The 22,466-nt window shown below is 66.1% G+C and carries 24 protein-coding genes; 11 read left to right on the plus strand and 13 right to left on the minus strand.

Annotated features, from left to right (window positions below):
- Window positions 1-21: 21 nt before the first annotated feature.
- The 5 genes from AC1RP5_RS16915 to AC1RP5_RS16935 form a co-directional block, all read right to left on the minus strand.
- The gene (locus AC1RP5_RS16915; RefSeq protein WP_493112397.1) at window positions 22-450 is read right to left on the minus strand and encodes a MaoC family dehydratase; all 429 of its coding nucleotides are present in this window, start codon (window positions 448-450) and stop codon (window positions 22-24) included.
- An 11-nt stretch (window positions 451-461) separates the two neighbouring features.
- Entirely contained in the window at window positions 462-923 is a 462-nt protein-coding gene (locus AC1RP5_RS16920) for a MaoC family dehydratase N-terminal domain-containing protein (RefSeq protein WP_493112399.1), read from the minus strand.
- An 82-nt stretch (window positions 924-1,005) separates the two neighbouring features.
- On the minus strand, window positions 1,006-2,205 hold the full coding sequence (locus tag AC1RP5_RS16925) for an acetyl-CoA acetyltransferase (protein ID WP_493112400.1): 1,200 nt from the start codon (window positions 2,203-2,205) through the stop codon (window positions 1,006-1,008).
- A gap of 59 nt (window positions 2,206-2,264) precedes the next feature.
- A complete protein-coding gene (locus AC1RP5_RS16930; protein ID WP_493112402.1) occupies window positions 2,265-3,707 on the minus strand; it encodes a hydroxymethylglutaryl-CoA synthase family protein in 1,443 nt (480 codons plus the stop codon).
- Between the two features lie 125 nt (window positions 3,708-3,832).
- On the minus strand, window positions 3,833-4,672 hold the full coding sequence (locus AC1RP5_RS16935; RefSeq protein WP_493112404.1) for an NUDIX hydrolase: 840 nt from the start codon (window positions 4,670-4,672) through the stop codon (window positions 3,833-3,835).
- 105 nt (window positions 4,673-4,777) lie between these two features.
- Between AC1RP5_RS16935 and AC1RP5_RS16940 the strand changes: the two genes are divergently transcribed.
- The gene (locus AC1RP5_RS16940; RefSeq protein ID WP_493112405.1) at window positions 4,778-5,362 is read left to right on the plus strand and encodes an HdeD family acid-resistance protein; all 585 of its coding nucleotides are present in this window, start codon (window positions 4,778-4,780) and stop codon (window positions 5,360-5,362) included.
- Window positions 5,363-5,380: 18 nt separating this feature from the next.
- On the opposite strand, the gene curA is transcribed toward AC1RP5_RS16940, so the two are convergent.
- Window positions 5,381-6,403 carry an NADPH-dependent curcumin/dihydrocurcumin reductase gene (gene curA / locus AC1RP5_RS16945; RefSeq protein ID WP_493112407.1) on the minus strand — a complete coding sequence of 341 codons (1,023 nt, stop codon included), beginning with the start codon at window positions 6,401-6,403 and terminating at the stop codon, window positions 5,381-5,383.
- A 100-nt stretch (window positions 6,404-6,503) separates the two neighbouring features.
- Here curA and AC1RP5_RS16950 point away from each other — a divergent pair, with 100 nt between their 5' ends.
- Genes AC1RP5_RS16950 through AC1RP5_RS16960 form a run of 3 tightly spaced genes read left to right on the plus strand, consistent with a single transcriptional unit; the run spans window position 6,504 to window position 8,113 of the window.
- Window positions 6,504-7,019 (plus strand): ankyrin repeat domain-containing protein, encoded by a 516-nt coding sequence (locus tag AC1RP5_RS16950; protein WP_493112409.1) that lies wholly within the window; start codon window positions 6,504-6,506, stop codon window positions 7,017-7,019.
- Complete coding sequence (locus AC1RP5_RS16955; protein ID WP_493112411.1) at window positions 7,020-7,742, plus strand: alpha/beta fold hydrolase; 723 nt, start codon at window positions 7,020-7,022, stop codon at window positions 7,740-7,742. It abuts the gene before it with no gap.
- Window positions 7,739-8,113 carry a DUF4406 domain-containing protein gene (locus tag AC1RP5_RS16960; RefSeq protein ID WP_493112413.1) on the plus strand — a complete coding sequence of 125 codons (375 nt, stop codon included), beginning with the start codon at window positions 7,739-7,741 and terminating at the stop codon, window positions 8,111-8,113. The genes AC1RP5_RS16955 and AC1RP5_RS16960 overlap by 4 nt, the downstream gene beginning before the upstream one ends.
- 52 nt (window positions 8,114-8,165) lie before the next feature.
- On the opposite strand, the gene AC1RP5_RS16965 is transcribed toward AC1RP5_RS16960, so the two are convergent.
- Window positions 8,166-8,909, minus strand: coding sequence for an SDR family NAD(P)-dependent oxidoreductase (locus AC1RP5_RS16965; protein WP_493112415.1), 744 nt, complete (start codon window positions 8,907-8,909; stop codon window positions 8,166-8,168).
- A 68-nt stretch (window positions 8,910-8,977) separates the two neighbouring features.
- Between AC1RP5_RS16965 and AC1RP5_RS16970 the strand changes: the two genes are divergently transcribed.
- Window positions 8,978-9,490, plus strand: coding sequence for a thioesterase family protein (locus tag AC1RP5_RS16970; protein ID WP_493112418.1), 513 nt, complete (start codon window positions 8,978-8,980; stop codon window positions 9,488-9,490).
- 8 nt (window positions 9,491-9,498) lie between these two features.
- Window positions 9,499-10,017: a thioesterase family protein gene (locus tag AC1RP5_RS16975; protein ID WP_493112419.1), complete on the plus strand. Its 519-nt coding sequence runs from the start codon at window positions 9,499-9,501 to the stop codon at window positions 10,015-10,017.
- Here the strand turns inward: AC1RP5_RS16975 and AC1RP5_RS16980 are convergent.
- The 6 genes from AC1RP5_RS16980 to AC1RP5_RS17005 all read right to left on the minus strand — a co-directional run bounded on the left by AC1RP5_RS16980 (window position 9,992) and on the right by AC1RP5_RS17005 (window position 15,124).
- Window positions 9,992-10,498, minus strand: a complete 507-nt coding sequence (locus AC1RP5_RS16980) for a GNAT family N-acetyltransferase (protein ID WP_493112421.1) — start codon at window positions 10,496-10,498, stop codon at window positions 9,992-9,994. The genes AC1RP5_RS16975 and AC1RP5_RS16980 overlap by 26 nt on opposite strands.
- On the minus strand, window positions 10,488-11,243 hold the full coding sequence (locus AC1RP5_RS16985) for an SDR family NAD(P)-dependent oxidoreductase (RefSeq protein ID WP_493112423.1): 756 nt from the start codon (window positions 11,241-11,243) through the stop codon (window positions 10,488-10,490). The genes AC1RP5_RS16980 and AC1RP5_RS16985 overlap by 11 nt, the downstream gene beginning before the upstream one ends.
- Complete coding sequence (locus AC1RP5_RS16990) at window positions 11,240-11,458, minus strand: DUF2783 domain-containing protein (protein ID WP_493112425.1); 219 nt, start codon at window positions 11,456-11,458, stop codon at window positions 11,240-11,242. The genes AC1RP5_RS16985 and AC1RP5_RS16990 overlap by 4 nt, the downstream gene beginning before the upstream one ends.
- 10 nt (window positions 11,459-11,468) lie before the next feature.
- Entirely contained in the window at window positions 11,469-13,055 is a 1,587-nt protein-coding gene (locus AC1RP5_RS16995) for an FAD-dependent oxidoreductase (protein WP_493112427.1), read from the minus strand.
- A 10-nt stretch (window positions 13,056-13,065) separates the two neighbouring features.
- Window positions 13,066-14,022 (minus strand): MBL fold metallo-hydrolase, encoded by a 957-nt coding sequence (locus AC1RP5_RS17000; protein WP_493112429.1) that lies wholly within the window; start codon window positions 14,020-14,022, stop codon window positions 13,066-13,068.
- Window positions 14,023-14,116: 94 nt separating this feature from the next.
- Window positions 14,117-15,124 carry a S1C family serine protease gene (locus tag AC1RP5_RS17005; protein WP_493112431.1) on the minus strand — a complete coding sequence of 336 codons (1,008 nt, stop codon included), beginning with the start codon at window positions 15,122-15,124 and terminating at the stop codon, window positions 14,117-14,119.
- A gap of 92 nt (window positions 15,125-15,216) precedes the next feature.
- Here AC1RP5_RS17005 and AC1RP5_RS17010 point away from each other — a divergent pair, with 92 nt between their 5' ends.
- The 5 genes from AC1RP5_RS17010 to AC1RP5_RS17030 are packed head-to-tail and all read left to right on the plus strand — an operon-like array spanning window position 15,217 to window position 22,461.
- On the plus strand, window positions 15,217-17,508 hold the full coding sequence (locus AC1RP5_RS17010) for an ATP-dependent helicase (RefSeq protein ID WP_493112433.1): 2,292 nt from the start codon (window positions 15,217-15,219) through the stop codon (window positions 17,506-17,508).
- Window positions 17,509-17,533: 25 nt separating this feature from the next.
- The gene (locus AC1RP5_RS17015) at window positions 17,534-18,859 is read left to right on the plus strand and encodes an ABC transporter substrate-binding protein (RefSeq protein ID WP_493112434.1); all 1,326 of its coding nucleotides are present in this window, start codon (window positions 17,534-17,536) and stop codon (window positions 18,857-18,859) included.
- Window positions 18,856-20,535, plus strand: a complete 1,680-nt coding sequence (locus AC1RP5_RS17020; RefSeq protein WP_493112436.1) for an ABC transporter permease — start codon at window positions 18,856-18,858, stop codon at window positions 20,533-20,535. Before AC1RP5_RS17015 ends, AC1RP5_RS17020 begins: the two co-directional genes overlap by 4 nt.
- A gap of 11 nt (window positions 20,536-20,546) precedes the next feature.
- A complete protein-coding gene (locus tag AC1RP5_RS17025) occupies window positions 20,547-21,563 on the plus strand; it encodes an ABC transporter ATP-binding protein (RefSeq protein ID WP_493112438.1) in 1,017 nt (338 codons plus the stop codon).
- A 10-nt stretch (window positions 21,564-21,573) separates the two neighbouring features.
- A complete protein-coding gene (locus AC1RP5_RS17030; RefSeq protein ID WP_493112440.1) occupies window positions 21,574-22,461 on the plus strand; it encodes a 50S ribosomal protein L11 methyltransferase in 888 nt (295 codons plus the stop codon).
- The last annotated feature ends 5 nt before the right edge of the window (window positions 22,462-22,466 follow it).

Genomic DNA, 22,466 nt, shown 5'->3' on the forward strand with positions numbered 1-22,466 from the left:
TCGTTCTCCTGGTTCCCTGCGCTAGTTCAACGCCACGGTGGCGCTGCCCTGCAGCGTGTCCTGACCGTTCTGGTTGGTGCACTTGATCTCGAGATCGACGAGGTGCTCGCCGTCCTTCTCGCGCTTGCTCGTGACCTTGCCGCTGACGGTGATGACGTCGCCGACCCAGGTGATCGAGGTGAAGCGCGTGCCGAGGCCACGGACCTGCTTCTGCGGCACCCAGGTGGTGACCAGGCGGCCGAGGAAGGCCATCGACAGCATGCCGTGGGCGAACACGTCCTTGAAACCGAACTTCTTGGCGAAGTCGAGATCGACGTGAATCGGGTTGTGGTCGCCCGAGCCGCCGCAGTAGAGGGCGAGCTGGTGGCGGCTGATCGGCGGCAGCACCAGCGGCTTCAGGTCGTCGCCGACCTTCACGTCGGCAAATTTCGGAGCGGTTGCGGTAGCCATGATTGCCTCCCTTACTTCTTCGCCGCGTCGGGGTTGCGCACGACGGTGACGCCGCGGCCCTTGGCCAGCAGCTTGCCCGCCTTGTCCTTCATCTCCATCTCCTGGACGACGAACCAGAGCGCGCCGCCCTTCTTGTCGTAGATGTCGACGACCTTCTCCTGGCAGGTGACGACGTCGCCGACCACGACCGGGGCGAAGTATTCGAAGTGCTGCTCGCCGTGCAGAATCAGGCCGATATCGACGTTGAGCAGGCGCAGCAGGCCGCCCTTGTTGGGATCATCGGCCTGCAGCGCGCGCAGGAAGGTGAGCGGCGCGGTGATGCCGCGATAGCCCGCCGCCTTGGCCGCGACCTCGTCGCTGTAGATCGGGTCTTCCTCGCCGATGGCCTTGCAGAACAGCTTGATCTTGCCGGCCTCGACGGTGGCGGTGAACGGCTTGAACTCGTGGCCGATGAGCTTCTTGTCGAGCTCCATGAACATCTCCTCCGGAACGTGTGCAAAGAAAAGCCCTCTCCCCGACTGCCTTGAGCCAGAGAGAGGGCTTCGCGTTTCGTGACTACTCGTAGCGGCCGACGATGGCGACGCTCGAGATGTTCTCGCGCGGCGCGCCGCCGAGATTGTGCGTCATGCCGATGCGCGGGTCCTTGAGCTGGCGGGCGCCGGCGCGGCCCTGCAGCTGCAGGTACATCTCGTAGAGCATGCGCAGGCCCGACGCGCCGATCGGGTGGCCGAAGCACTTGAGGCCGCCGTCGATCTGGCAGGGGATCTTGCCGTCGGCGTCGTAGAAGCCGTCGAGCACGTCCTTCCAGCCCTTGCCGGTCTCGGAGATGTGCAGGTCTTCCATGGTCACCAGTTCGGTGACCGAGAAGCAGTCATGAACCTCGAACATCGACACTTCGTCGCGCGGGCTCTTGATGCCGGCTTCTTCGTAGGCCTTCTTGGAAGCGATGCGCGTCGTGTGGAAGTAGCTGCCGTCCCACGAATTGTGGCCCGACTCCGAGCCGTTCGAGACCGAGAGCTGCAGCGCCTTGACGCTGACGATGTCCTTCTTGCCGAGCGCCTTGGCGATCTCGGGCGTCGTCACGATGGCCGCGGCCGCACCGTCCGACACGCCGCAGCAGTCGAACAGGCCGAGCGGCGAGGCGATCATCGGCGCGTTGAGGATGGTCTCCATCTCGACGGCCTTCTGCAGATGGGCCTTCGGGTTCTTGGCGCCGTTCTGATGGCTCTTCCAGGAAACATGGCCGATCGCCTTCTTGAGGTCCTCGCCCGAGACGCCATGCGCGGTCATGTAGGCGGTGGCAAGCTGGGCGAAGTTGCCCGGCGCGGTGCCGCTCGCGTTCCACAGGACCTGCAGCGGGCCGCCACGGCCACCCGGCAGACCGCCGTAGCCGGTGTCCTTGAGCTTCTCGACGCCGACGGCCAGCGCGAAATCAGCCGCGCCCGAGGCGACGGCATAGCAGGCGCCGCGGAAAGCCTCGGTGCCCGAAGCGCACATGTTCTCGACATGCGTCACCGGGATGTTGGGCAGGCGCAGCGTCGTCGACAGCGGGATGCCGGACTTGCCGACATGGACCTCGTCGATGGCAGTCGAGAACCACGCCGCCTGGAGCTGGTTCTGGTCGATGCCGGCGTCCTTCAGGCATTCCCGGTAGGCTTCGAGCATCAGCTCTTCGGCGCCGCTGTCCCAGCGTTCGCCAAACTTGGAGCAACCCATGCCGAGAATAGCGACCTTGTCTTTGATACCACGAGCCATTGCAGGTCTCCTTGGTGGTGGAAGTGAAAACGTTGAACGCTTGAGAGACTAAACGCGATCTAGGCCGGCGCGGCCTTCCAGAAGTAGCGCTTGAAGCCGCCACGCATGGTGTCGTTGTCACGCATCCGGAAGGTCATGCGCATCTTGGCACCGACCTTGACCTGATCCTTGTCGCTGTCGGTGAAGTCGGCCATGAAGCGGCCGCCCTCGGCAAAGGTGATCATGCCGTAGTAGCCCGGCGGATCCGGCGAGTAGACCAGCGAGTCGGCGGTGAACGACATCACCGAGCATTCGAGGCCGGCCATCGCGTAGGGGTCCTGGCTGTCCATCGCGTGGCAGTTCGGATTGACGCAGACCTGGCTGCGCGGGAACTGCACGGTGCCGCAGACCTTGCACTTGCCGCCGACCAGCCCGTAGAGCATGTCGCGCTTGCGCCACAGGACCGACAGCGCGGTCTTCTTGTCGAACTCGGCGCGCATGCCCTTGTCGATCGGCAGCATCTCGTTGAAGGCGAGGAACTTCATGTAGTTCTTCTCTTCCTTCCGGCGCGCCATCCAGCCCGACAGGCCCTTGCGCGCGGGAAGCTTGTCCTTCTCGGCCGTGACCTCGAACACCAGGATGTCGACACCCTGGCCGAACGCCACGACCATGATCTTGTCGCCGGCTTTGGCCGTCTCGAGTGCATCGACCAGCATGACCAGCGCATGGGCCGCACCCGTGTCGCCGAGGTTGGCGCCCAGCAGGTCGCGCACCGCGCCCTCGCCGATGCCCACCATCTTCGCCATCTGCTTGGGCACTGCCGGCATCGGGCTCGGCATGATGAAGTGCGTGATATCCGTGGCCTTCAGCTTCGCCGCGGCAAACGCCGCCTTGATCGCCGGAGGAACGATCTTCGAGTAGCCCTCGTCGCGGATCCAGCGCTCTTCCCAGCCATAGTCGAAGTCCGACTCGTCGCCGCGGAAGTGATCGACGAAGTCCATCGACACGGAATGATGGCCGACCAGCTTGGCGATCACGTTCTCGGTGCCGCACAGCAGCGCCGCGGCACCATCGCCGTAGTTCAACTCGTTCGACGAGGCGACGCGGGCCATGCGCTTGTCGGCGGCGGCTACCAGCGTCGGCGCGCCTTCCTTCGAAGCGTTGAGGCCGGCGATCAGCGCCGAAGTGCCCGCCTTCAGCGAGCCGCCGACGTCGATGGCCGACAGGTTCTGCTCGACGTTCAGTGCCGTACCAATGACGCCAGCATTCTGGCGGTCCTTGAACGGATGCGTCGTCGAGGCGAAGTAGATATTGCGGACGTCTTCGGCCTTGTGGCTTGTCAGGCAGTCACGCGACGCCTCGACCGCCATGGTGATCGAGTCCTCGTCCCAGTTGGCCATCGAGCGCTCGCCCTTGGCGAGGCCGCGCAGGCCCGCAGCGAACCACTTGTTCGCGTCATAAACGGCCTGACGGTTGAGACGAAGGCGCGGCACATAGGCGCCATAGGCCACGATTCCGACCATCGTTCTTCTTCCTCCAACTGGTCCGACCGAAGTCGGTTCATGAACGAGCGTTTATGTCTTCGCTCTTAGCGCGGTCGCCCGGGCCGGGCGAGCCGCTTTTGATCATGGCAGCCGCGCCTGCAAAATTACCTTCCGGTCTGCGGAACACCACCTGCGGGCGGCATTTCGCGGACGAGATTGCGATATCCCGCTCCCTCAGGAATGTGCAGGAACTTCTTGCCGTCCTTCACCTCGACCCAAGGCTGCACGGTCACGATCTTGCGCAGCGTGGCGGCCGAAATGGCACCGGCGACCGTCTTGCCCTCGGCCAGCAGTTCGAGGTTCTTCGTCGTGGCGTGGACCAGCGTGCGCTTGCCGGCCTTGGCCTCGTCGATCGCCTCCTGTGCGCCGATCCAGACCGAGTCGGTCGACTCCGATCCGTCGTGCAGGGCGATCTGATCCTCCGGCGCCTCTGCCAGAAAGAACCAGGTGTCGAAGCGCTTCGGCACGAAGGTCGGCGTGATCCAGTGCGCGTAGGGCGTCATCAGGTCGGTCGCGATCTCGAGATCCTCGGCCTCGACCATGTCGACGATGCTCGCCTCGTCCTTGGCGAGCTTGGCGCGCCACTTCGTTTCGATTGCCTTGAGGTCGGCCGCACCGATCAGCGCGCGCTCGCCGCGCTTGCGGGCGAGCAGCACGCCGCATTCCTCGAATGCCTCGCGCACGCCGGCTACGCGGAACTTGAGCTCGGCATCGTCGATCTTGTCGGCGCCGCCGCAGCGGGCGCGCAGCGCCTTGTCGCCGTCGGCGTCTTCCAGCTTGCCGCCGGGGAACACCAGCGCGCCAGAGAAGGAATCGATCTGGTGGTGGCGGACGACCATGAACACTTCGAGGGCTGAGCCGGCATCGCCCGGCTTGGACGGGCGCAGCAGCAGCACGGTGGTGGCGGGACGCGGCGGCGCCGGCTCTTTCTTCGGTTCGTTCATGTCTTCCTGCATTCGTGTGACGGTGAAGTGTCCCATACAAGCGGCGACAGTGCCAATGGGCGGGTGTATCCTGACAGCGTCCATTCCGCTCTGAAGGAGCACGTCATGAGCATGTCCACCAACGCCCCGCTGCCCCCGAACCTGGCCGAAGGCCTGAAGGTGCTGCGCGCCAAGTGGGGATGGATCGTGGCGCTGGGCGTCGTGTTCCTGATCGCCGGCTTCATCGCGCTGGGCAGCGCGGTCGCCGCCACCGCTTCGGCCGTGATGATCATCGGCATCATGATGATCATGGGCGGTGCCGCCGAAATCGTGGCGGCCTTCAGCGTCAAGGGCTGGGGCAAGTTCGCGGTCTGGATGCTGCTCGGCCTGCTCTATGTCGGCGCCGGCATCATCGCCCTCATGAACCCGTTTGCCGCCGCCACCATCCTCACCCTGATGCTGGGCGCCGCCCTCATGTTCGGCGGCGTGCTGCGCATCTTCCTCGCCTTCAGCATGCGGGCCGCCGGCAAGCCCTGGGGCTGGGTCGCGGTCTCAGGCCTGGTCACCCTCCTGCTGGGCGCCATGATCGTCGCCAAGTGGCCGGCCTCCAGCTTCTTCGTGCTGGGCACCTTCCTCGGCATCGACCTGATCTTCATCGGGTCGGGCTGGGTGACGATGGGCCTGGCGCTGAAGAACCGGCCCGCCGCCTAAACGCTACTTCCGCGTCGGCTACTTCCTGGTTGGATCTTCGGCGACCTGCACCAGCAGCTTGCCGAAGTTGCGGCCCTTGAGGAGACCGATGAAGGCTTCGGGCGCGTTCTCGATGCCCTTCACGATATCCTCACGGTACTTGATCTTGCCGGCCTTCACCGCGGCCGGCACTTCCTTCCAGAAGTCGGCCATCTGGCCGAAGTGATCCGACACGATGAAGCCGGTCACGGTGGCGCGCTTGATCAGCAACAGGCGCCAGTCGGGTCCCGGACTCATCTGCATCTCGTTGTATTGCGAGATCAGGCCGCAGAGCGGCACGCGCGCGAAGTCGTTGAGCTGCGGCACGACGGCGGCCTGCACCGCGCCGCCGACATTCTCGAAATAGATGTCGATGCCCTTGGGCGCCGCGGCGCGCATTTCCTTGAACAGGTTGCCGCCGGCCGCGCGATAGTCGACGCAGGCGTCGAAGCCCAGCTCGTTCACGACGTAATCGCACTTGTCTTTGCCACCAGCGATGCCGACCGCGCGGCAGCCTTTCAGCTTGGCAAGCTGACCGACCACCGAACCGACGGCACCTGAGGCGGCCGACACGACCACGGTCTCGCCCGCCTTGGGCTTGCCGATCTCCATCAGGCCCCACCACGCCGTCATGCCCGGCATGCCGAGCACCGACAGTGCGGTCGACAGCGGCGCGGCGTCGGGATCGAGTTTCATCGACATCTCGCCGGTCGAGACGGCGTAGCTCTGCCAGCCGGCATACTCGACGACATAGTCGCCTTCCTTGAAGCGCGGGTTCTTCGACTTCACGACCTGCCCGACGGTGCCACCGACCATTGCGTCGCCGAGATTGACGTTGGAGGCATAACCCTTGGCCTCCGCCATGCGGCCACGCATGTAGGGATCGAGCGACATCCAGATCGTGCGCGAGAGATATTCGCCCTCCTTGGGCTCGGGGATCGCCTGGTCGACGATATCGAAGTTGGCGGGCGTCGGTTCGCCCTGCGGGCGCGACTTCAGCAGCACGCGACGATTGGTGGCCATGGCGTCCTCCGTTTGTTTGCGGCACGCTACCACGCCGATGAAAGCCCGCGAAACGCTGCGCCTCGTCCTGGCCCTGCTCCTTCTGCTATGGAGTGGCGCCGTGACAGCCCAGACCCTCACCGCCAACGAGCGCGCCCTGATCGAAGCGACGCAGCGCAACGACGTCGAGACCGCGCGCCGCCTGATCGCGGCCGGCACCAGCGTCAACGCCCAGGACGAGAAGCGCGACAGCGCCTTCCTGCTGGCGGGCGCCGAGGGGCGCCTGGAGATCCTGAAGCTCACCCTGCAGGCCGGCGCCGACCTCAGGAGCACGAACCGTTACGGCGGCACCGCGCTGATCCCGGCCTGCCATCACGGCCATGTCGAGACGGTGCGGGAACTGCTGAAGACAGCGATCGACGTAAACCACGTGAACCGGCTCGGTTGGACGGCCCTGCTCGAGGTCACGATCCTGGGCGATGGCAGCCCGGCCTATGTCGAGATCACGCGCCTGCTGCTCGCGCACGGCGCCAACGTCAATCTTCCCGACAACCAGGGCGTCACGCCGCTCGGTCACGCACGACAGCGTGGCCTGCGCGAGATCGCCTCGATCCTGGAGGCCGCCGGCGCGCGTTGAATGACCAAGTCCCGTACCTACGTTTGTCTTCCCGGTGCCTGGATGGGCGCCTGGACCTGGGAATTCGTGATCGAGCGTCTGACGGCGGCGGGTCACAACGCCCGTGCCCTGCCCTTTCCAGGCGTCGGTGAGCGCGCGGCGGAACTCTCGCCCGACCTCGACAACGATGTCTTCCTCGCCGACACGATCGCTACCCTGGAAAAAGAAGACCTGCGCGACATCGTGCTGGTCGGCCATAGCTTCGGCAGCCTGATCGCCACGCTGGTGACGGATCGCATTCCCGACCGGATCGGCCATCTCGTCATCATCGACGGCGGCATCGCGACCGACGGCCAATCGATCTTCGGCCGCATCCCGCCCGAGATCGTGGCCAAGCGCAAAAAGCTCATCAAGGTCGTGAACGATACCGAGGTGCTGCCCTTCGCCCCGGTCGGCAGCCTGATCATCGACGATCCCGAGCTGGCCGCGTGGACGCACCGCCATCTCACGCCGCATCCGGTCGCCTGCTACACCAAGCCGATCACGCTCCACAATCCTGCCGGCAACGGCCGCCCCATGACCTACATTGCCTGCACCAAACCGCGCTATCCGGTGTCGGCCGGCATGCACGAGAAGGTCCAGACCATGCCGCATGTCCGCTATCGGCCGATCGAGGCCGGCCACAATTGCATCCTCTCGGCGCCCGATCTGGTGGCCGCCGAACTCCTGGACATCCCCCGATGAGCGAGCAGCTCATGATCCTGGTTGCCGGTCCCTACCGGTCCGGAACCAACGACGATCCGGTTTTGATCCAGCGAAACGTCGACGCGATGGAAGACATGGCGCTCGCCGTGTTCCGGCGCGGCCACCTGCCGGTGCTGGGCGAATGGTTCGCCCTGCCCCTGCTGAAACACGCCGGCTCGAAGAAGATCGGCGATGCGGTGTTCGACGAGATCTTCCATCCCGTCGCGCGGGAACTGATCGGCAAGTGCGATGCCGTCCTGCGCATCGGCGGCCCGTCGACCGGCGCCGACGACATGGTCGCCACCGGCCAGCGGCTGGGCAAACGCATCTTCCGCGATCTCGCCGAAGTGCCGCCGCGGAGCCGCGGCTAGAACAAGAGGACAAACCCGTCGTCCCGAGCTCCACTCGAGACGACGGGAGTGGCTAAAACGGCTCCTTATAGGGCCGCAGGTCGATCTCGTGCGTCCAGGCGCTGCGGTGCTGGCGGTGCAGGTGCCAGTAGCTGTCGGCGATCGCGTCGATGTTCAGCAGGCCGTCAGGACCCGCCTTCTCCACGCGATCGGGCATGCGCGACAGCAGGCGCTCGCCCTCGATACCGCCGTCGATGATGGCGTGCGCGACATGGATGCCCTGCGGGCCGAACTCGCGCGCCATCGACTGGACCAGCAGGCGCAATCCGCCCTTGGTCGCGTTGAAAGCGGCGAAGCGCGGCCGGCCACGCAGCGAGCCCGAGGCGCCGGTGAAGATCACGGTGCCGCGGCCGAGCGGCGCCAGACGGCGCATCGCCTCGCGGCCAAACAGGAAGCCGGCGAAGCAGCCGACCCGCCAGGAATCCTCGAAATGCTGGGCCGTCATCTCGCGGAAATCGACGGCGGCATTGTTGCCCATGTTGAAGACCAGCAGGTCGGCGGGCGCACCGTCTACGTCATCGGCCATCGCCTTGTCGAACAGCGCGACGACGTCGTCCTCCTTCGTGCCGTCGACCACGATCGCCGTCGCCGAGCCACCGGCATTGCGGATGCCCTGCACGACCTTGTCGATCTTCGGCCCGGTCCGGCCAGCCACCAGCACGTGATATCCTTCTTTCGCAAAGCGCCGGCTCGCGGCCGCGCCCAGGCCGCGCTCGGCGCCCACGCCCAGCACGATCGCCTTCGTCTTCTTCGCCATGTTCGCTCCTCGCAACGATGTTGCGCAGAACTTGCGGTGCGCCCGGCCCCTTCGCTACGGTCGCTCGCATGAAATTAGCTCCATACCCCATGATCGATCTCGACCTCACGGCGCCGCTCGACCGGCATCCCGCCACGGTGCTGCCCGACTGGATCGACTGGAACGGTCACATGAACGTCGGCTACTACGTCGTGGCCTTCGACAAGGCGACCGACACGCTCTGCCAGCAATTCGCCTGCGGCTGGGAATACACGCGCGACAAGATCGGCATGACCTTCGTGCTCGAGGCGCACGTGACCTACGATCGCGAGGTCAAGGAAGGCGATGGCTTGCGCATCACCACGCAGATCCTCGACCACGACGCCAAGCGCATCCACTACATCCACATGATGTATCATGCGAAGGAAGGTTATCTCGCCGCCACCAACGAACTCATGCTGATGAACATCGACTACCAGACCCGCCGCTCGGCGCCGTGGCCCGACTTCGCCATGGAGCGCATCGAGAAGCTCGCCGCGGCGCATGCCGTTCTCCCCCGCCCGGCCCAGGCCGGCCGCCTCATCGGAATCAAGAAGAAGTAACAGAGTCCATGCTTCAGTCCCTGCCGTACGAACTTCCCGAACTCATCACGCGCGCGCCGCTCGACACCCACCGCTCCACCGTCCTTCCGGAATGGGTCGACTGGAACGGCCACATGAACGTGGCCTTCTACGTCACGGCTTTCGACCAGGCCTCCGGCGCCTTCATGCGCAACATCGGGCTGGGCCGCCGCTACGTCGACGGCAAGCTCGGCATGACCTTCGTGCTGGAGACCCACGTCACCTATGATCGCGAGCTGCGCGAGGGCGCGCCGCTGCGCTTCGTCACGCAGCTCCTGGCGCGCGACGCCAAGAAGGTCCATCTATTCCACGAGATGTATCACGCCGAGCAGGATTACCTGGCGGCGACCAACGAAACGATCCTGATGAACATCGACTATGCCTCGCGCCGCTCCGCGCCCTGGCCCGTGCCGGTCGCGGAGCGCCTAGAAGCCGTCTGGAAGACGCACCAGGCCCTGCCGAAGCCCGCCAAGGCGGGCCGCGTCATGAGCCTTTCGAAGAAGAGCTAGCGAGAGCGGTCAGCGCCTCGCCGCTCAGGCGGTAAGGCAGCCAGTTGCGAATCCAGCGATAGCCCAGGCGCTCGTAGAAGCCGCGCGCCGGGTTCCAGTCGAGCACGTTGAGGTCGATGCGCTTGTAGCCCTTGGCCATGCATTCCTGCGCGAGACCCTGCATCAGCGCCCGCGCGACACCGCCGCGCCGCTCTTCCGGCACCACCCAGATGTCCTCGATGAAGACGCCGCGCGCCGCGGTCCAGACGGAATAGTTGAACGTGTAGAGAATGAAGCCCGCCGGCTTTCCGCCGCGTTCGGCGATCAGGGCCGCGAATTGCGGGTTATCGCCGAACCCGTCGCGCGCCAAGGTCTGCGGCGTCGAACCGACGGCATCGGGCTCGTCCTCGTAGGTCGCGAGATCGACCGAGAAGCGATGCAAGGTATCGACATCGTCGACCGTCGCCGGACGCACCACGAGCTTTTCGTTCTCAGACCGCAAGATACCCTCCATCGACCGGCAGGATGGCGCCGGTGATGTAACTCGCCGCCTCCGAACACAAAAACACCACGGGTCCGGCCAGCTCCTCAGACTGCCCGACCCGCTTCATCGGTACGTGGGCCAGGAAGCCCTCCAGCTTCTTCGGATCGGCCCGCGTCACCTCGGTCATCGCCGTGGCGATGATGCCCGGCGCCAGCGCGTTCACCCGCACGCCGTCGGGCGCCAGTTCGCTGGCCAGCGCGCGCGTGAACTGAGCCAGCGCGCCCTTCGACACCGGGTAGACGCCGCTGCCGGCCGGCGCCACGAACGAGTTGATCGAGGCGATGTTCACGATGCTACCCTTGGTGTGCTTGAGCTGCTCAATGAAGGCCATGGTGACGTTGAACGGGCCCTGGACGTTCACCTCCATGGTGCGTTCCCAGCGCGCCCGGCCGTCCGGCTCGGTCAGGCCGCCGCGCATGAAGATGCCGGCATTGTTGACCAGGATGCTGATCGGACCGACCAGCAGGGAGATATCCTGGGCGAGCTTCGTGCAGCTCTCCTCGTCGGTGACGTCGAGCGCATGTCCGCGCGCGTCGCCGCCCGCCTTGACGATGCTGTCGGCGATGGCGCGCGCCGCCTCGAGATCGACATCGGTGACGATCACGCGCGCGCCGGCGGCCGCTAGGCCGCGTGCGATGGCGGCGCCGTTTCCGCGGCCTGCTCCCGTGACCAATGCCAGCCGGCCTGTCAGCGTGTCCTTCATGCCTCCTCCATCGTCTCGCGGGCGGCGGCCAGCGCTTCGCGCAACACGTCCTCGTCGCCGACATGGTTCGCCAGCAGGAGGATCAACCGCGCGTCGAAGGCGCGGCATTGCTCGTCGCTGAGATCGCGATGGGCCTCGACGATCGCGTTGTAAACGTCGTCGGGGCGGACAAGGTTCAATGTACGACGCAACGCGCCGGTCGCAGTGTCGGCCATCGCAGTCTCCTCAGCCGTTCGCCGTGGCCCGCCTGATCGCCGCCGAGATTGCCGTGGCGTCGACCCGGCGCCAGCGGGCGGCGACATAGCGGTCCGGACGAATGAGATAGGTCGTCCCGGGTCCCGCATCGTAGCGCTGGCGCGCGAGCCCGTCGCCCACGATGCACACGCCGGTCGCCCCGGACGGCAGGTCGGTGACGGACGTGTTCTCGTCGGCAAAGGTAAGCACCGTGAAGTCCGGCCCCAGCCGGTCGATCAGCCAGCCCTCACCCTCCCGTCCGATCGGCGCATCCAGCATCGCCCGCCCCGGCGCCGGACCACGCGCCCAATCGGCATCGCTGTCGGCTGTATCGAGCGGCGAGCCCGGCTGGACGGTCGGCACCGACAGCCGGCCACTGTTGATCAGCGCTCGGGCGAAGGGGAAATCCCGCGCCAGCGAGAGCGTCGCGTCGCGGAAAGCGCGCGAAGCCGGGAACTTCGGCGTGATGAAGTCCGTGCTCCGCGTCGAGTTCAGGATGTTCTCGCGCGCCGCTGCGCGGCGTTCGCTGCAATAGCTGTCGAGCAGCGAGGCGGGGGCAGCCTTGTGTAGGATCATCGCCAGTTTCCAGGCGAGATTGTCGACGTCGGCGACCGCCCCGTTGCCGCCGCGCGCGCCGAACGGCGAGACCACATGCGCCGCGTCGCCCGCGAAGATCACCCGGTCGTGCACGAAGCGCTCCATCATGCGGCAGGTGAAGGTGTAGACGCTGGTCCATTCGTGCTCCCAGCGCGCGTCGGGCCCGAACATCTGGCGCAGGCGCCGGTCGATGTTCTCCGGCTTCTTCTCTTCCTCGGAATCGGCGTCGGGCCCGAGTTGGAAATCGACCCGCAGCACATTGTCGGCCTGGCGATGCAGCAGCACCGAGTTGGTCGGATGGAACGGCGGGTAGAACCAGAAGCGCCGTTCCTTCGGCAATTCGCTCAACAACCGGATGTCGGCGATCAGGAACCGGTCGTGGAACACCTCGCCGGGATAGGGCAAACCCATCAGATGGCGCACGGTGCTGCGGACTCCGTCACAGGCCACCAGCCAGTCAGCGTCGAGCGTGTAGCGTCCGTCCGGTGTCTCGACCTCGACGGCGACACCGTCTTTGCCCGGCGAGACGGCGACCAGCTTGTTGCGGAAGCGCATCTCGATGAGCTTCTCGTCGAGACAGCGCTCGTAGAGATACTCCTCCACATAATACTGCTGCAGATTCACGAAGGCTGGGAACTTGTGTCCCGGCTCGGGCTGCAAGTTGAAGCGGAAGACCGGCTTGTCGTGGAGATAGAGCTCGCCCTGTTCCCAGGTGATGCCCTTCTCGACCATGCGGCCGGCGACGCCGAAGCGATCCCAGGTCTCCAGACTGTGCTTGGCTTGGCAAATCGAACGGCTGCCGAGGCTTACCGTATCGTCCTCGTCCAGCACCACCGACGGCACGCCGCGCCGGGCCAACGCCAGCGCCAGCGTCGGACCGGCCATGCCCGCGCCCACGATCACGACCGGCCGGCGCTCGCTCCTGCCGTCGAGTTCGGCGGGCCGGCTGTAAGGATAGTGACGGTACTCGTAAGAGCCCATGCGAGGCGGATCAGGCGCCCTTTTCGAGCGCCGCCCACATCTCGATGTCGCGCTCGGCCGTCCAGATGCGCGGATGGTCCATGCCCTTGGCTTCGTCGTAGGCGCGGCTCACGTCGAACGGCATGCAGTGCTCGAAGATGACCCAGTTGCCGTAGCGCGGCTGCAGGGCCGCCATCGCCTTGTCGTAGGCCAGCTTCAGCGAATCGCCAGCCTCGGCGCTCTTCTCGACCACCTTGTAGAGATCGCTGAGGAATGCCTGCGTCCCGGCAATGCCTTCCTCGACCGGCCCCTCGCCGATCAGCGCATCGCCACGGCCCGGCACCAGCGCCTCGGCCTTGAGATCGCGCAGCTTCTGGAGCGTTCCTGGCCAGTCCTTGTAGTGGGCATCGCCGCAGTAAGGCGTGGCGCCGTATTCCACGAGGTCGCCGCTGAAAAGGGTCCGTTCCTCGGGCAGCCAGACGATCGTGTCACCCTTGGTGTGGCCACGGCCGGCATGGATGATGTCGACCTGCAGCTTGCCCAGCCACAGGGTCATGCGGTCGTTGAAGGTGATGGTGGGCCAGGTCAGGCCGGGAATCGTCTCGGCCGCCTGGAACAGACGCGGGAAGCGCTGCAGTTCCGATTTGTAATCCTGCGCGCCGCGCTCGACGATCATCTCGCGCGTCGCCTCGCTGCAGATGATGTGCTCGGGCGCATAGCCGCTGGCGCCCAGGACGCGGACGGCATGGTAGTGCGACAGCACCACGTACTTGATCGGCTTGTCGGTGACGGTGCGGATCCGCTCGATCACCTGCTCCGCCATCTTCGGTGTCGCCTGCGCATCGATCACCATGACAGCATCGTCGCCGACCACGATCCCGGTATTGGGATCCCCCTCGGCGGTGAAGGCGTAAGCGTGCTCGGAGAGACGGCTGAAGGTGATCTTCTTGTCCGCCATATCCGCCTGCGAGGCGAACGCCTTGGCCATCGGTATCTCCCGTTTTTGGTTAACGAGAACCTATGCAGCGGGCAGGTACGAAGTCAAAGCACGGCTATTCACAGGCCCGGCCGAAGGAGCCCCGTCAGCTGGAACCGTACTTGTGATAGCCACCGCGATCGCCGGTCCGGACGGTGACGTCGAACGTATCGCTGTCGCGCTCCATCTTCAGCTTCACCACCGAGCCCGCGGGACCGATCGCCCAGAGCTTGCGGTAGAAGTCGCCGACGTCGTCGAGCACTTCGTCGTTCAGCGCGTGGAGGATGTCGCCGCGCTGCAGCCCGGCGCGATCGGCCGGTCCGCCGTCGGAAATGCCGCCGACCACCAGCTGGCCCATATGCTCGACCGTGTAGAGGCCGAGCCACGGGCGCGGCGGCGTCGAGAGCCGCCCATTGGTGACCAGCTCCTCGAAGATCGGCTTCAACCGGTTGATCGGCACATACATGTTGCCCGGGAAGGCGGGCGCGCCCGGTCCCAGGGCTTCCTGGACCAGCAGCGAGCCGATCCCCAGAAGCTCGCCCTGCTGGCTGATCAGCGCCGAGCCGCCCCACAGCGGATAGGCCGGCACCGTGAAGATCGCGTTGTCGAGCAGATACTCCCAGTAGCCCGCGAACTCGCGCCGCCCGGCGACCTTGACCTTGAGCGCCGCCTTCTCGCCGCCGAGGCCGGCGACATAGGCCTCGCCGCGCAGGGTCAGCGAATCGGAATCGCCGAAGCGCATGGGCTTCTGGGGAAACGGCATGTCGGTGCGCACCAGCCCGAAGCCGCTTTCGTAGTCGTAGCCGACGATGTGGGCGGGAAATTCGATGCCATCGATATCGGTGATGGTGACGGTGTCGGCTTCCATGATGAGGTAGCCGATCGTCAGGATCAGCCCTTCGTCGTCGACCAGGACGCCGTGACCTTCACGCTCCGTGCCCAAAGTCTGGGCCGAGCGCCGGCTCTCCGGAATGGTGGTCTTCACGCCGACCACGGCCGGCAGGACTTCCGAAATCGACGGCGGCAGGTTGGAGCCACTGCCCGGCGTGCGGGCGACGACGCCCTCTTCGCCGGGTGGCGGCCAATGGCCTGCCCCGTTTGCGGAACCGTTCAACCCTCGGGCCATCCGCGCTCCTCCACGCGCACCAAGCGCGTCCACAGTCTGAAAGATAGGCGTCCGCCGCCCCGATTGCTATATGACGGTTCATGGCGCCCCCCGCCGATCCGTTCGAAATCACCGATGACCCCGTTCCGGAAGATCCTATCCCGGCACGGCGAGCCGTCGCGCCCACGGCCCATCTCGAAGGTCTGAACACCGAGCAGCGGCAGGCTGTAACGCACACGGGCGGGCCTTTGCTGGTCCTCGCGGGCGCCGGCACCGGGAAAACCCGCGTGCTCACCACCCGTATCGCGCATTTGTTGCTCACCGGGCAGACCCGGACCTCGCAGGTCCTGGCCGTGACCTTCACCAACAAGGCCGCGCGCGAAATGCTGGACCGCGTAGCGAGCCTGATCGGCGGCGCCGCCGACGGGATGTGGCTCGGGACCTTCCATGCCATCGGCGTGCGGATCCTGCGCCGCCATGCCGAGCTGATCGGTCTCAAGAGCAATTTCACGATCCTCGACACCGACGACCAGACGCGGCTGATCAAGCAGCTCCTGCAGGCCGAGGGGATCGACGACAAGAAGTGGCCGGCGCGGATCCTGTCGGGGATCATCCAGCGCTGGAAGGACCGCGCACTGACGCCGGAGAAGGTTTCGGGCGACGAGGCCGGCGAGTTCGCCAACGGCAAGGCCGCCGACATCTACCGCCAGTACCAGGAGCGCCTCGCCGAGGTGAATGCCGTCGATTTCGGCGACCTGGTGATGCACTGCGTCACCCTCTGGCAGAAGCATCCCGATATCCTGGCGATCTATCACCGCCGCTTCCGCCACATCCTGGTCGACGAATATCAAGATACCAACGTCGCGCAATATCTCTGGCTGCGGCTGCTGGCGCAGGGCACGCAGGACGTCTGCTGCGTCGGCGACGACGACCAGTCGATCTACGGCTGGCGCGGCGCCGAAGTGGGCAACATCCTCCGATTCGAGAAGGATTTTCCGGGCGCCACCATCGTCCGGCTGGAGCGCAACTACCGCTCGACGCCGCACATCCTGGCCGCCGCCTCGCATCTCATCTCGCACAACGAGGGCCGCCTCGGAAAAACGCTGTGGACCGACGCCAAGGAAGGCGAGCGCATCTCGCTGCGCGGCGTCTGGGACGGCGACGAGGAAGCGCGCACCATCGGCGAGGAAATCGAGGCGCTGCAGCGCGACAAACACAAGCTCGCACAGATCGCCATTCTCGTCCGTGCCGGCTTCCAGACCCGCGAGTTTGAGGAACGCTTCATCACGATGGGCCTGCCCTATCGCGTGATCGGCGGCCCGCGCTTCTACGAGCGCCAGGAAATTCGCGACGCGCTGGCCTATTGCCGGGTCACCATCCAGCACGACGACGATCTCGCCTTCGAGCGCATCTACAACACGCCGCGCCGGGGACTCGGCGAGTCGGCGCTGCGCACCCTGCGGCTGATCCAGCGCACGCAGAAGATCTCGCTGTTCGAGGCGACGCGTCGTGCGCTGGAGACCGACGAGCTGAAGGCCCGCCCGCGCAAGTCGCTGGGCGACCTCATCCGCAACTTCGAGCGCTGGCGCGCCATGCTCGACGGCATGAGCCATGTCGAGGTGGTCGAAACCATCCTCGACGAGTCGGGCTACACCGACATGCTGCGCATGGACCGCTCGCCCGAGGCCGAGGGCCGACTTGAGAACCTGAAGGAACTGACCAACGCGCTGCAGGAGTTCGACACCCTGCCCGCCTTCATGGAACATGTGGCGCTGCTCACCGACATGGCGTCGCGCGACGACACCGACATGGTGAGCGTGATGACCCTGCACGCCGCCAAGGGGCTGGAGTTCGACACCGTCTTCCTGCCGGGCTGGGAGGAAGGTCTGTTCCCTAACCAGCGCGCGCTCGACGACAAGGGTGCGGCCGGCCTCGAGGAAGAACGGCGGCTGGCCTATGTCGGCCTGACACGGGCGCGCAAGCGCGCCTACGTGTCCTTCGCCGCCAACCGCCGCGTCTTCAACCAGTGGCAGGCCGCCATTCCGTCGCGCTTCCTGCGCGAACTGCCTCCCGGTCAGCTTGCCGAGAGCAGCGATGCCGGCCTCTATGCGACCTATTCCGCCGGCCATCACGGCGGGCTGCGCGACCAGGCCAGCGGCTTCGAATATGAGAGCCTCGGCGTCACCGGCCGGCGCAGCCGCTATCGCGACGAGACGGCCGACGATCGCCGCGCCACCGAAGGCGACCGGGTCGACCTCAGCATCGGCCAGCGCGTCTTCCATCAGAAATTCGGCTACGGTCGCATCGTCGCCGTCGACGGCAACAAGCTCGACATCGAATTCGAGAAAGCCGGCCCCAAGAAGGTGCTCGACAGTTTCATCGAGGCAGCCTGATCAGGATTCACAGGAGAGAAACGTCATGTTCCGCCGCTCTGCCCTTGCCCTCGGCACCGCTTTGGCTCTCGTGCTCGCTTCCGATGCCAGCTTCGCGCAGACCGGCAAGGTGACGGTGGTCACGTCGTTCTCCAAGGACGTCACCGATCCGATCAAGAAGGCCTTCGAGAAGGCCGTTCCGGGCGCCACGCTGGAAGTGCAGAACCGCAACACCAATGCCGGCGTAAAGTTCATCGAGGAGACCAAGAGCAACAACCAGGTCGACCTGTTCTGGGCCTCCGCGCCCGACGCCTTCGAAGTGCTGAAGGGCAAGAAGCTGCTGTCGGCCTACAAGCCCAAGGCCACCGGCATCGCCGAGAAGGTCGGCTCCTATCCGGTGAACGACAAGGACGGCTTCTATTCCGGCTTCGCCGCCTCGGGCTACGGCATCATGTGGAACGAGCGTTATGTGAAGGCGAACAAGCTGCCGACACCGAAGGAATGGCAAGACCTCGCCCAGGCGCCCTACTTCGATCATGTGTCGATCTCCGCGCCCTCGCGCTCGGGCACAACCCATCTCACGATCGAGACGATCCTGCAGGGTGAAGGCTGGGACAAGGGCTGGCGCACGACCAAGGATATCGCCGGCAACCTGCGCACCGTGACCGACCGCTCGTTCGGCGTGCCCGAGGCGGTGAACTCCGGCCAGGTCGGCTACGGCATCGTGATCGACTTCTTCGCCTTCTCCTCGCAGGGCGCGGGCTTCCCGGTGAAGTTCGTCTATCCCTCGGTGACGACGCTGGTTCCGGCCAATGTCGGCGTGATCGCCAACGCACCCAACAAGGCGGGCGCCGAAGCCTTCATCGAGTTCCTGCTCTCGCCCACCGGCCAGGAAGTGCTGCTGGAGCCGACAATCCGTCGCCTGCCGGTGCGTCCCGATACCTATGCCAAGGCGCCGGCCGACTATCCCAACCCCTTCAAGGACAAGAACCTGCAGGGACTGCTGACCTTCAATGCCGAACTGTCGGAAGGCCGCACCGCTGCGGTCGACACGCTGTTCGACCAGCTCATCACCTTCCAGCTCGAGCCGCTGAAGGCGGTGACCAAGGTGCTGCACGAGGTCGATGCGGCGCTGAAGAAGAAAGACAACGCCCAGGCCCGCGCGCTGGCCAAGGAAGCACGCGACCTGATCGCCGCCATGCCGATCACCGAGGCGCAGGCTGCGTCGCCCGAGATCAAGGCCGCCTTCACCGGCGGTAAGGAGAAGTCTTCGCGTCAGGCCGAACTCGAACAGCAGTGGGCTTCCTTCGCCAAGGAGAAGTACGCCGCCGCCAAGGCGAAAGCCGATGAGGCGCTGAAGCTCGCACGTTGAGCGTCCGCTCCCCCGGCCAGATCGCGCTGGCCCTCGGCATTGCGCTCTTCCTCGGGCTGTTCCTGCTCGCGCCGGTGGCGACGGTCGTCTACGTCGCCTTCACCGAAAAGGGCGGTGGCGGGCTCACACTCGTCAACTTCCTCGACTTCGCGCGCACCGAGCTGTTCGTGCGCTCGTTCTGGAACTCGGTCTACGTCTCGGGAATGACGGTCGTGTGGGCGTCGGCGCTGGCGCTGCCGCTCGCCTACCTCACGACGCGCTTCGAGTTCCGCGGCGCCATGCTGGTGCAGACGCTGGGCTTCCTGCCATTGATCATGCCGCCCTTCGTCGGTGCGGTGGCGATGCAGCTCCTGTTCGGCCGCAACGGTTCGGTGAACCTGCTGCTCGACGAGTGGTTCGACTTCAAGATCGGCTTCATGGAAGGGCTGAACGGCGTCATCTTCCTGCAGGCCATCCACTATTTCCCGTTCATCCTGGTCAACCTGTCGGCGGCGCTGCGCAACATCGACCGCAGCATGGAAGAAGCCGCCCAGAACCTCGGCTCGCACGGGCTGCGCCTGTTCCGCCGCATCGCGCTACCGCTGGCCCTCCCCGGCTACATCGCCGGCGCCAGCCTGGTGTTCGTAAAAGTGTTCGACGACGTGGCGACGCCGCTGCTGCTCAACGTGAAGGAGATGCTGGCGCCGCAGGCCTACCTGCGCATCACCTCGATCGGCATCGACGATCCGATGGGCTACGTGATCTCCGTCGTGTTGATCCTCGTCGCCGTGGCGACCATGTGGGCGACGGCGCTGGTCATGAAGGGCAAAGACTACGCCACGACCCAGCGCGGCGGCGGCGGTCTTGCGCGGCGCAAGCTGCGGCCGCGTGAACAGGCGCTGGCCTATGGCGTCGTGATCTTCATCCTGGCACTGGTGCTGGCGCCGCATGTAGGGCTTGTGCTGCTCTCCTTCGCCACGGTCTGGTCGTACAGCCCGTTGCCCGACGGCTACACGCTGGCGCACTACACGCGCGTGCTGGGTGACAGTTCGGTCTACATCAAGAACACGCTGCTCTATTCCGGCCTCGCCGCCGCTATCGACGTCGTGATCGGCGGCGCCATCGCCTATCTCGTTCTGCGCACGCGCTTGCCCGGACGCCAGTGGCTCGACTGGGCCGCCAGCACCGCGCTCGCGGTACCCGGCGTCGTGCTGGGCATCGGCTATCTGCGCGCTTTCTATGGCGTCAGCCTGCCCGACGGCACGCCGCTCGCGACGCTGTGGATCGTGATCGTGCTGGCCATCGCCATCCGCCGCCTGCCCTACGCACTTCGCGCCGCCTATGCCGCCCTGCAGCAGATCTCGGTGTCGCTGGAAGAAGCGGCGGAAAACCTCGGCGCCACCAAGGCGCGCACGGTGCGGCGGGTCGTGATCCCCTTGATGACCGGCGGACTGCTTGCAGGCTTTGTCACCAGCTTCGCCACGGCCGCGGTCGAACTGTCGGCCGTGCTGATCCTCGTGCAGTCGAACTCGGACGCGCCGCTGGCCTACGGTCTCTACGTGCTGATGCAGACGCCGGCGGGACGCGGCGCCGGCGCGGCGCTGGGCGTGATCGCGGTGCTGATCGTGGCGCTCTGCATGTGGCTGTCGCAGCTCGCGGTCGACCGCTCGCAACGGGCGCGGGGGCTCGATATATGACGGAGATGACCATGTCGCAGGCTCCGAAAGCCCCGAAGGCCGTCGGCATCGAGATCACGGGCGTGAACCTCTCCTACGGCGCAACCCATGTGCTGAAGAATGTGGCCCTCTCGATCCGGCCCGGCGAATTCTTCGCCTTCCTGGGCCCGTCCGGCTGCGGCAAGACCACGCTTCTTCGTTTGATCGCGGGTTTCGCCCAGGCTCAGACCGGCAAGGTGATGCTCGACGGCCAGGACGTGGCGCCGCTGCCGCCCTGGAAGCGCGATGTCGGCATGGTGTTCCAGAGCTACGCGCTGTGGCCGCACATGACCGTGGCGAAGAACGTCGCCTTTGGCCTGGAAGAACGCCGCCTGCCGCGCGCCGAGATCGACCGTCGGGTCGCGCAGGCGCTCGAACTGGTCGGCCTCGCCGCCTATGCCGAACGCCGGCCCGCGCAGCTCTCGGGCGGCCAGCAGCAGCGCGTGGCCGTGGCGCGCACCATCGCCATCGAACCCAAGGTACTGCTGCTCGACGAACCGCTCTCCAATCTCGACGCCAAGATGCGCGTCAGCGTGCGCCGCGAGCTGCGCGCGCTGCAGCAGCGGCTCGGCCTCACCACGATCTTCGTGACCCACGACCAGGAAGAGGCCAACACGATCTGCGACCGCATCGCCGTGATGGAAGGCGGCGTGATCCAGCAGGTCGGCACGCCGATGGAGCTCTACGAAAACCCGGCGAACCTGTTCGTCGCCAACTTCCTGGGCTCCGCCAACATCCTCGACGAACGGGCCGGCGTGCCCATTCCCGCCGGCAAGCGGCTGGTGTTCCGCCCCCAGCATGCGGCGCTGTCGGCCCCCGAGAGCGCCCCCTTGCGCGGGCCGGTGACACATCGCGAATTCCTGGGCGCGACCGTCCGCTATGGCGTGCGCCTGGGCGAGAGCGAAGTCCTGATCGAAACGCCCTTCCAGTCGGGCAGCGAGCTGCGGTCGGTGGGCGACCAGGTGGGCGTGGACTTGCCACCCCAGCGCATGCTTTTCCTTCCGGCGTGAGGACATCGGCATGAGCAAGGTACGCAAAGCGGGTTTCGTCGCCCCGGCCGCGCAACGCGCGGGCTGGGAAACCCTGCTGGAAGAACGGCTGGGCGAGGAAGGCTTCATCGTCGCGAGCTGCGAGATGTCGCGCAACGGGCCGTGGCGCATCGACATCTTCGGCGAAGGCGAGGAGGCCCTGGTCGAAGCGGCCATCGACGCCGCCGCCCAGGCGCTCGGCCTCGACCGGCCGCACTGGCAATGGGAAGAGCTGCCCGACATCGACTGGGTGGCCGAGAACCAGCGCTCCTTCCGGCCCTTCGCGGTTGGTCCTTTCTGGGTTCATCCCTCGCACGTCGCCGACGGGCGACCGCACGGCCTGCTGCCGTTGCGCATCGATGCCGGCCTCGCCTTCGGCACCGGCACGCACGCTACCACGCGCGGCTGCCTCGAAATGCTGGCGACGCTCGATCCCGCCGAGACGGTCAACGCCGTCGACGTGGGATGCGGCAGCGGCATCCTGGCCATCGCCATGGCCAAGCTCTGGAAGCGGCCCATCATCGGCGGCGACAACGATGCCGAAGCGGTGGTCGTCGCGCGCGAGAATGCAGAACTCAACGGCGTGCCGGAATTCTGCTCCTTCTTCGTGTCCTCGGGCCTGCAGGCCGACGAACTGGCCGGCCGCGCGCCCTACGATCTGATCGTCGCCAACATCCTGGCCGGGCCACTGCTGGATCTCGCGGAAGTGTTCGGTGCCTCGGTCCGTCCCGGCGGGCGCATCCTGCTGAGCGGACTGCTGGTCGAGCAGGCTGCGCTCATCATCTCGACCTATGGACGGCGTGGCTTCGTCTTCGAACGCCGCATCGACCTGGAGACGGGCGGTGCGTGGTGGCGCAGCCTGATCCTGCGCAAGGCCTGACCGCC

Source organism: Reyranella sp. GW821-FHT12G01 (assembly GCF_058806575.1).